Source organism: Aldersonia kunmingensis, from assembly GCF_001646865.1.
Classification (GTDB): Bacteria; Actinomycetota; Actinomycetes; order Mycobacteriales; family Mycobacteriaceae; genus Aldersonia; species Aldersonia kunmingensis.
In genome coordinates, this window is the sequence record NZ_LRRB01000013.1 from 40,891 (window position 1) to 49,803 (window position 8,913).

Annotated in this window: 6 protein-coding genes and 1 pseudogene; 2 read left to right on the forward strand and 5 right to left on the reverse strand. The window is 65.1% G+C overall.

Annotated features, from left to right (window positions below; genetic code table 11):
* Positions 1-12 precede the first annotated feature (12 nt).
* Positions 13-2,205 (reverse strand): serine/threonine-protein kinase, encoded by a 2,193-nt coding sequence (locus tag A8G08_RS01570; RefSeq protein WP_068269316.1) that lies wholly within the window; start codon positions 2,203-2,205, stop codon positions 13-15.
* Positions 2,206-2,643: 438 nt separating this feature from the next.
* Here A8G08_RS01570 and A8G08_RS01575 point away from each other — a divergent pair, with 438 nt between their 5' ends.
* The gene (locus A8G08_RS01575) at positions 2,644-3,870 is read left to right on the forward strand and encodes a S1 family peptidase (RefSeq protein WP_084435861.1); all 1,227 of its coding nucleotides are present in this window, start codon (positions 2,644-2,646) and stop codon (positions 3,868-3,870) included.
* A gap of 40 nt (positions 3,871-3,910) precedes the next feature.
* Here A8G08_RS01575 and A8G08_RS01580 read toward each other — a convergent pair whose 3' ends face one another.
* Complete coding sequence (locus A8G08_RS01580) at positions 3,911-4,732, reverse strand: serine/threonine-protein kinase (protein ID WP_068269320.1); 822 nt, start codon at positions 4,730-4,732, stop codon at positions 3,911-3,913.
* 82 nt (positions 4,733-4,814) lie between these two features.
* On the opposite strand from A8G08_RS01580, the gene A8G08_RS01585 reads away from it, so the two are divergent.
* On the forward strand, positions 4,815-6,878 hold the full coding sequence (locus A8G08_RS01585; protein ID WP_068269321.1) for a cation:proton antiporter: 2,064 nt from the start codon (positions 4,815-4,817) through the stop codon (positions 6,876-6,878).
* Here A8G08_RS01585 and A8G08_RS01590 read toward each other — a convergent pair.
* The 3 genes and pseudogenes from A8G08_RS01590 to A8G08_RS01600 all read right to left on the reverse strand — a co-directional run.
* Positions 6,820-7,980, reverse strand: a complete 1,161-nt coding sequence (locus A8G08_RS01590) for an FHA domain-containing protein (RefSeq protein ID WP_245672558.1) — start codon at positions 7,978-7,980, stop codon at positions 6,820-6,822. The two genes, A8G08_RS01585 and A8G08_RS01590, sit on opposite strands and share 59 nt — an antisense overlap.
* A gap of 8 nt (positions 7,981-7,988) precedes the next feature.
* Entirely contained in the window at positions 7,989-8,432 is a 444-nt protein-coding gene (locus A8G08_RS01595) for a hypothetical protein (RefSeq protein WP_068269325.1), read from the reverse strand.
* 1 nt (position 8,433) lies between these two features.
* Positions 8,434-8,913, reverse strand: a pseudogene (locus A8G08_RS01600) (hypothetical protein); the annotation flags it as partial.

Sequence of the window (8,913 nt, forward strand, 5' to 3'; positions counted from 1 at the left end):
ACCCCCGCCGACTCACTGTGCCGGGCGTGCCGACTCGGCCAGCACCAAGGCCATCGAGCGGCGGATCGTTTCGCACACGACGGCGGTGTTCGGGTCCGGAGCCTGGCTCGCCATCGTCGTCCAGGTGTCGATCTCGGCTCGCGCCAGACCGATCAGGGCGATCGACCCGGTGCCGCCGGTGGTGGACGGGTGAGCGCCGACCCGTTGCTCGAGCAACTGCTTTGCCATGTCGAGGTAGTGGCCATTCAACTGGGTGAGGCCGCCGCTGATGATCGCCAGAGCCCGCAGTTCGTTCACTGCATGCATCATTGGCAGCCGCCGAAACGCCGCTATCCGCTCTTCCACCCAGCGCCGATCCGGTGCGGCGACATTGGGTTCGTTCGCAATTCGATGCAGCGACTGCAGGATTCGCGCAACCGTGTGCAGCCGAGCCGGTGCGAGGTACAGCGTTTCCATCGATTCGCGCAATTGCTTCATCCCGGTCAGGATGCGCAGCGTGCTCACCACATCCTTGGCGGTGCAACCCGAGTCCAGTGCGTCGCACAACTGCTGGACCATCGGGATGCCCAGGTAGCCGACCAGCCAGGCGTGACCATAGCGCGGTATTCCATAGGAATTGATGCGCTTCGACGTGTCATCCTCCAATGCCCGCCGGCGAGCGTTCGAAGACCGGCCGGCGAGTAGGCGAATCCACTCCGCCTGCTCCGGGCCGACCTCCCCAACCCGGGCCATCGCGGCGATTTCAACGATCAGACCGCACTGCACGAAACCCGGATTCCGGCCGCCGAATGCCTGTGTGAGGTTCGGCGGCAGACGGTCGAATCCTCTACTGGCGCAGAATAACCCGACCGCCGGCAAGACCAGATCGAAGGGATCATCGGGCGGGTTGAAGAACTTTGAGAGTGTCTCCCATTCAACGTAGTCGAGTTGGCCAGGACCGAACACGAACACCGGGGCGTCGTAATCGGGAACCAGCGGCGGGCGATCGGTGTCGAAGTCGTTCGTCCCCGTCAGCAGTGGCTGGTCGATGAGATCGAAGGAGCGCAGTGGCGCGAGGTCCACGCCGACGTCGAGGCGGGTGAGCCGGCGGGGACCGAACTCGACCGTGTCGTAGTGATCGGCGGTCACGGTGATCGGGAAGGGTTCGCCGGTAACCGGGACTCCCTGCACCTGAAACCTTCGCGCCCAGTGGTAGCGCACCGGCACATTGGTCGGCCGATGCACACCGAGTACGCGCGACCCCAGTAGGGCATCAACCAGTGCCCGACGCTCCGGTCGCGGACGCCCCACCAGGGCGATCGTGAACTTCCGCTTGAGACTTGCCTGCAACTCGGCGATCGAGCCTCCCGAGACCGATCCGAGGCGACTCTTTGACTCCTTCAGGACGCGGGTCAGTTCGTCGAAGAGATCGACCGGGGGTGTCGGCCCCTGGCCACGCAATCGCAAGGCTTTGGTCGCCGCGTCCGCGAGCGCGCCGCACGTGTCGTAACGCCGTTCCGGGGCGCTGGACATCGCCTTCTTGATCACCGCCGCGAACGCCCCTGTTGGTTCGAGCGCCCCACTCGCATTCGGCGGATCTCCGGTCAGGAGGTAGTGGAACGTCGCACCGAGGGCGAAGACGTCGGCACGCTCATCGACCTCCAGAGCCGGGTTGTACTGCTCCGGTGCGGAATAGCCCGGCGAGACCAGCAACATTGTCTGCGGCGTACCCATCGCCTTCGCGATCCCGAAGTCGGCGAGTAGGACGCGTTCCGCCTCGCCGTGCTCGGCACGGCGGATGAGGATATTCGCGGGCTTCACATCGCGGTGCACGATGCCGTGTCGGTGCGCGTGATCGAGCGCTTCGGCAACCTCGCGCAGCACTCGCACGGCCCGCGGCGGCGGCATCGGTCCGTGGCCGATCACCTCGTCACGGGCGCTCACACCGGCAACGAATTGCATGGAAATCCACAGGCAGCCGTTCTCGTTCCCCCGGTCGTGGACCGTCACGATGTTGGGATGATCGAGCAGCGCGACATGGTCGGCTTCTTCCTCGAACTTGTGCCGTGCGTGCTCCTCGGAATTCCGCAGTAGCTTCAATGCGACCGATTTCGGCAGATTCGGATGACGGGCGCGATAGACCACACCGAATCCGCCCTCGCCAAGACGCTCCTCGATTAGATAGCCGGCGAAGGCGTCTCCTGGGTTGAGGTCGAACGGGCCCACGCCACCTCCTGCACGTGGAGTCCGGCGGCCACGCTCGGCACGGCTACCGCTCGGCCACCGGGTGTACGCGCTATCAGGGAATGAATTTTAGCGTTCATGCTGCGTTATGCGCCGATCGCGCCCAGAATTGAAATTACTCACGCTGCGCCGAGGTTACTGCCTAATCGCCGGTGGGGTGTGGGCCGATTCGTGCTGATCTTGTTTTCTGCGCCGTGGAGGCGACGATCGGTGGAGTCCACTCGCGATCCGAAGTGCCGGAGGCAATTGCCCCCGCCATTTCTGCTGCCCCAGCACCTCGGTTCGGATCAATTGCTGAGCCGTCGCGGTGCGCCGCCGTCGGCGCGTGTTTGCGAATGGTTCGCTCACGACAGTCGACCATCCTCTGTTACTCGCCGACGCGGCGCCGCATAGGTGACGTTGCGAAGGAAAGGTAAATCCATGAACCGACCATTCTGCGTATTGGCGGCGATTTCACTGGCCGGTACGGCATTGTTCGGGGGTGCACCGGTTGCGTGGGCACAGGATCAGCCTTCGTTCGATGCCGCCGCGGTGGAAAAGTCCCTGCTCGTCATGCAGACCGAATGGCACGGCTACGTGCGGGTGCCTGCTACGGCGACGACCGGCGGCGAACCGGCCTGGCGCGAGACCACCGCCTACTCGTTGTGCTCTGGATTCTTCGTCTCCGACCAGGGCCACATCGCATCGGCTGGGCATTGCGTTGACCCGGAGTCCGGAAAGGACGCCCTGGTCGAGGCACTGTTCGAGGAAGACGAAGTCGACAACCCGCAGTTACTCGCGGAGGCTCAGGTCGACTGGACTGTCGAGGGGCGCGAGACCGGCGGGCCGATCGACCGGGCAGTCACCGTCAACCAGAGCAAAATGGAGGGCACGGTAATCGACTCGTTCGTCCCGGCCCAGGTGGTCGACTTCCAAGGGTTCGACAACGGTGACAACGCGCTGCTCAAGGTCAACAACACAAGTGCCCCCTCGGTCCCGCTGGTCATCGCGGAAACAGACCCGGAACCACGCGATCAACTCACCGCGGTTGGTTTTCCCGCCGGTGTACGCGACGTTTCCGACGTCGCCCCCGACCAGATCAACCCGCCGAGTTTCAAGACCGGCACGGTCAGCTCGCAACAAACCACCAACGGCGTTCCGAAGACCGAGGTGGATGCTCCGATTAGCCCTGGGATGTCCGGCGGTCCCTCGCTGGACGACGCAGGCTTGGTAATCGGTGTGAACAGTTCCGGGCTCCAGGGCGAGGAAAACTTCAACTTCATCACCGACACAACGGAACTGCGCGATTTCATGACCTCGCACAGTGTTCCACTCGCCGCGCCGCCGACGAGCGACGACGGGTTCCCGTGGCAGTGGGTGATCATCGGCGGAATTGTGGTGGCAGTGATCATCGTGGTCGTCGTCACGACACTGATCATGCGTAGGCGCCGCGCGAAGCCGGCCGCCCCACCGACAGGGCCGTTCCAGGGGTTCGGCTACCCGACCAACACCGGGGGACCCCAGCAGCCGGGGCCCTATCCGCAGAACAACCCCTACCCGCAGAACAACCCCTACCCGCAGAACAACCCCTACCCGCCGGGTAACCCACAGCAGCAACCAGGGTCGGGCCCACCGGTGGACTGGGGCGACGACACCAAGAAGTACTGAGAAGCCCCCGAAGGGGTCGATCCGCCGACGGATTCGGGCTTCAACCGTCCTGAAGCGCGGCGAGCCGATCGGCGACGATTGCGGCAGTCGGTAGACGGGTCTCGACCGGAGCCAGGCAGGCTCGGACCAAATCCGCCACATCTGGTTCGAGCCGTTCCGAGACCTGCGCTGCGCCCGCCTGCACGGCCCGGATCGCCAGAATGGGCTGGTTCACCGGCAGATCGCCATAGAGTCCCTCACCGCTGAGCGCGCGATTTATCGTGGCGCCGAGGGCATAGATATCGCTCTCCCGCGAGGGCACGCCGCCGTAGAACAAATCCCGGTCAATGAATTCGACCGAAGTGGCGGGCGCCATCCCGGTGACGGTGCTTTCCGAGTTGAGCACCCGAACCAGGCCGAGATCGGACAGTTTTCCGCCGCCCTCGTCGAGCATGATGTTCGCTGGCTTGATATCGCCGTGCACCAGACCGGCGTCGTGGAGATCGTGCACGGCGCGTGCCGCGTGTTCGAGCGCCCGGAGCACCTCGGCCCGGCTCAATGGACGCTGCGGGCGGCCGAGCGAGCCCATCGGAAAGTACTGCATCGAATACAGAAAGCCCTGCTCGAGCACCGCGTCGTAGATACGCACCAGGTACGGAGATTCGACGGCGGCGAATGCCCGCAATTCGCGGACCCCGCGCCGATAAGTGTCCTCGCTTATTTCGCCGGAGAACACCTTCACCGCAACCAGAGGTGCGCTGATTCCGAGACGCTGGGGTGTCTGCGCGAGATAAAACTTGCCGTGATTACCCTCACCGAGGAATCCCACTATTCGGTAGTCGGCGATCGCCGACGGTGTCTCGCCGTTCGGTTCACCTGGCATCGAATTTCGCCCTCTCGCTGCAACGAATCCGGAGCGTCCGTTTAACGTAATCCCCTGCCGCGAGCGTGATGCACTTGTTGTCGTGAACCACAGCACAACCGAGATATTTGCCTACGTTCTCCTCGATATCGCAGTGATCATCGTGATCGCCCGGGTGTTCGGCCGCGCTGCCCGGGCGCTTGGCCAGCCTGCTGTGGTCGGTGAGATCGTTGCGGGCATTGCCTTGGGCCCCAGCCTGCTTGGTGCGCTGCCCGGAGATCTCGACAGTCGGCTGTTTCCGGCCGACGTGGTCCCATACTTGCAAATCCTGGCACAGCTGGGCCTGGTGCTGTTCATGTTCATCGTAGGGCTGGAACTTGATATTGCGCTCATTCGCGGTCGCGGACGACTTGCCGGCGGGGTGTCGCTGGCATCCATCGTCGCGCCGTTCGCGCTGGGTGCGGGCGCCACCCTGATCCTGCATCCGCTGCACGACGAGGTCGATGGCGAACCGGTGCCGCTATTCGAACTGATGCTGTTCATGGGCGTGGCGATGTCCATCACCGCATTTCCGGTGCTGGCGCGCATCCTCACCGACCGAGGTATGCATCGCACCACGATCGGCGTGCTCGCACTGGCCGCTGCGGCGGTGGACGACGTCGTGGCTTGGACCTTGCTCGCGTTCGTGGTGGCGGTGGTGGAGGGCGGGAGTCCGCTCGAAGTCGTTCGGATCGTCGCGCTGACCGCAGCGTTCGCTGCGGTGGTGCTGCTTATCGTCCGGCCACTGCTGCGCCGCCTGCTCGACGTGTATCGCCGCGTCGGCCGGCTGACTCCGGATATCCTCGCGGTCATCCTGGTCGGTGTCCTGGTCTCGGCCTACATCACCGAGCAGATCGGCATCCACGCCATTTTCGGCGCGTTCCTGTTCGGCACCGCACTGCCGCGCGCCGGCGCCGAGGCGATGACGCAGGAAATTCTGGAGCGCCTGGAACAGGTCAGCATGCTGTTGCTGTTGCCAATCTTCTTCGTGGTCACCGGTTTCGGCGTGGATATCCTCGGGTTGTCCGGATCCGGCTGGTTGCAACTGCTGCTCGTGCTCGCCGTGGCTGTCGTGGGAAAGTTCGGCGGCGCATTCGTCGGCGCTCGCGCACAGCGACTACCCCGCCAGTCCAGCGCTGCTCTCGGTGTGTTGATGAATACCCGCGGCCTCACCGAATTGGTGATCCTGACCATCGGCGTGAAACTCGGCATCCTTGATCAGGAACTGTTCACGATGATGGTGCTGATGGCGTTGATCACCACCGCGATGGCCGCGCCGCTACTGCGAGTAATTTACCCCGACAAGGCAATCGAGCGAGATATCGAGCTGGCGGCACGATCCGAGCTTGGCAGCGAAGCGGCGTTCCGCGTATTCCTCGTACTCGATGGGCCTCCCGACCCGAATACCGAAGCGCTGCTGCGTATTGCGCGACTCGCGGCGGGGGGCGCGGCGACAAGCGAGATCGTGTTGACCCGCTTCCTGCCGGCGCCCGATGCCGATCCACGCGGCGTTGAACTCGGGGCAGGCCCACTGCCCGATCTCGCCGCAATGGCGCGCGCGGTCGAAGAGTTGGAGCATTATGCCCGAGCGGGACCGTCCGGCCCGGGACGAGTGCGCGTGATGTGCCGGTTCAGTGCCTCGCAGGCCTTGGATCTGCAGCGTCAGGTGCACGCTGCGGCGGCTGATGTTGTTGTCACCGAACGTGATTGGGCCGAGCGGTACCGCCAGGAACTGGCCGGGTTCGAAGGCGTGGTCATACTGGTACTTGCCCAGGGTCGGGCCGACCCGGCATCCGGTGCAGCGGTGGCCGTGGACGAGCAGTCGATCTATGTGTGCGACGACGGGTCGGCAGACGGGAGCCGCGCGGTGTTGCTCGGCGTTCGGGCCGCACTCGCCTCGGGAAAGCGGTTGGTCGCCGTGCCGATCGGTTCCAGCCGGATCGGGCGTCGGCTCAGCTACGCCCTCCAGGGTTTGCGTCGGTACGACGTCGATATCAGTTTCGCGCCGGATTCCCCGTCGCTGCCCTCGCCATGTGCACGGGTGTCGGACCAACTCGCGGGATCCGAGGTCAACCTCCGAGAGGAGGTCGACCGACTGGCAACCGACCATGCGGGGAGTCGAAAATGATCAGCCGACGCCCGACTGCGACCTCCGAACCGGGCGCCAGGATCGCCGGCTGTCCGGGCAGCAGGCGGAACCAGTCGAATGTGCCGGGCGCACGCACGAAGGTCCCGTTCGTCGATTCCCGATCAATGACAAGCACGTCCCATTCGTGCAACCGGATTTCCACGTGGGCGCGGGACATACCGCCGGAATTGTCGCTCAGCCGAATCGAACGCATGCCCTGGCGCGCCGCATCTGATCGCTCCGGATCACGTCCAATGACGCAGTCGGTGTCGAGCACGATCGTGAAGCCGTCGTCGACCACGAGGAGACCGAGCGGCGGCCGCACCCCCTCTTGGAGGATCCCGGTGCGCTGATCCATGCGGATTCCACACACACTGCAGAACGAAACCCGCGGATCGTTGAGGTGGTGCCGGGCACAGTAGTAGCCCCGAACCCGACTGCGTCCGGGGGTGCTCGCGGTGCCTGCTCCTGCGGCGCGAATCGGCAGCGGCGCACGCTCGGCCAGAGTCGAATCCGCGGCTCCGTCGATGCGGGCCGAGACCGCCGGTGGCGGTAGCTCCTCCGCTTCACCGGCGGACAGGGTCGCCGCGCCGCCCGGCTCGAACACGAACCGGATGACCGCCCCGCCGCCGACGGCCACGCCGTCGACCAGATCGCCGACACCCCGGATTGCGGGGACGGCCGGTTCGGTCCCTGGTTCGTCGACAAAGATGCCGGCGGCCACGCGCGGCACCGCGAGTACCCGGTTGACCGCACTGCCATCGCCTTGTCCGCCGATCCGCTCGACGACGCCGGCCCCATTGTCCGCCACCAGCGTGAGCGCGCCGGAAAGGTGCACGCCCAGTCCACTTTCCGTGGCCAGCGCGACGCCGAATTCGGACGGGTTGTCGATCTCGGAGAGTCGCCCGCCAACCAACCGTGCGAACGTCTGCCACGGCGCGCCGGGCTCCTCCTCGGCCGCCTCGTAGACCAGCCCGCGCAGCAGCGCAAGGGTGTGCATTGCCGGGGAATCCGCGGTCACCGGCGCGCCGCCCGGATGCGCGACGACGATGATCGCCGACCCGGTCCGCGCAATCACGTGGGCGCCTGGCAGGACTTCCACTTGCGCGATCACAGGAACCGGCCTCCCGAGAAGCGCCACCGATGGAAGACGATCCGGATCGGCCCATTGACGAGCAGCCAGAATCCCAGCCAGGTCGCCAGGAACTGGATCAGGAAGGCGCCGGTGGACGGCGTCAGCCGTTGCGGTACGACCACGCCCGTGTGTTCCACAAGTACCCACATCAACGCGCCTTCGTTGACGACCGTGATCAACCCGAACAGGGTGGGCCAGTCCTTCTCCCAACGAAATTGCTGAAGCAGGTGGTAGACGAACTCCCAGCCGATCCCCACGATGACGGTCGCCACCAGCACGCTGAACGTGACCAGGTATCCGTCGGCGAGGGACGAGCCCGATGGCCGAATGAATGGCGTAATAATCAGTGCGACAACAAGTCCCACGAACCCGAGCACGAAGATTCGAGTCTGGATGCGTCCGTTCAGGGTGGGCAGCACGTCAGATCTTTTTGTTCCGGGCCCATAGCCACCATTGGCGCGTCGAACGCGCCGGACCCATGCGCCGACAGAAGCCGATCCCCGCGAGGTCGTCGGCGATCTCCTGGGCCGCGATCTGCAACCCGAGAAACGTGTCGACGCCCGGGAAATACCCGCCGAGCGTGGCGCTTCCGGAGGCGTACATGCGGCCGGTGCCGCTGCGGGTGCCGATCAGTTCGAAGTTCCGGTCGACGTCGAGCCGGCCGAGCGGGTTGCGGCCGGCCCCGGTGTGGTCGAGCAGATCGGCGAGCAGTCGGTGCTCGCGGATATCCGCCTCCAAGCCGGTGCAGTCGATGACGTAGTCGACCCGGACATCGAAAGGATCCCGAGGCGGCGGAAACGGTAGCGGCGCATCGGGGTCCGGCACGATGGTCGTGACTATGCCCTGGCCATCGGGCGCCGGATGCATGTCCCGCGCGCTGCCTGCCATCACCTGGTACCA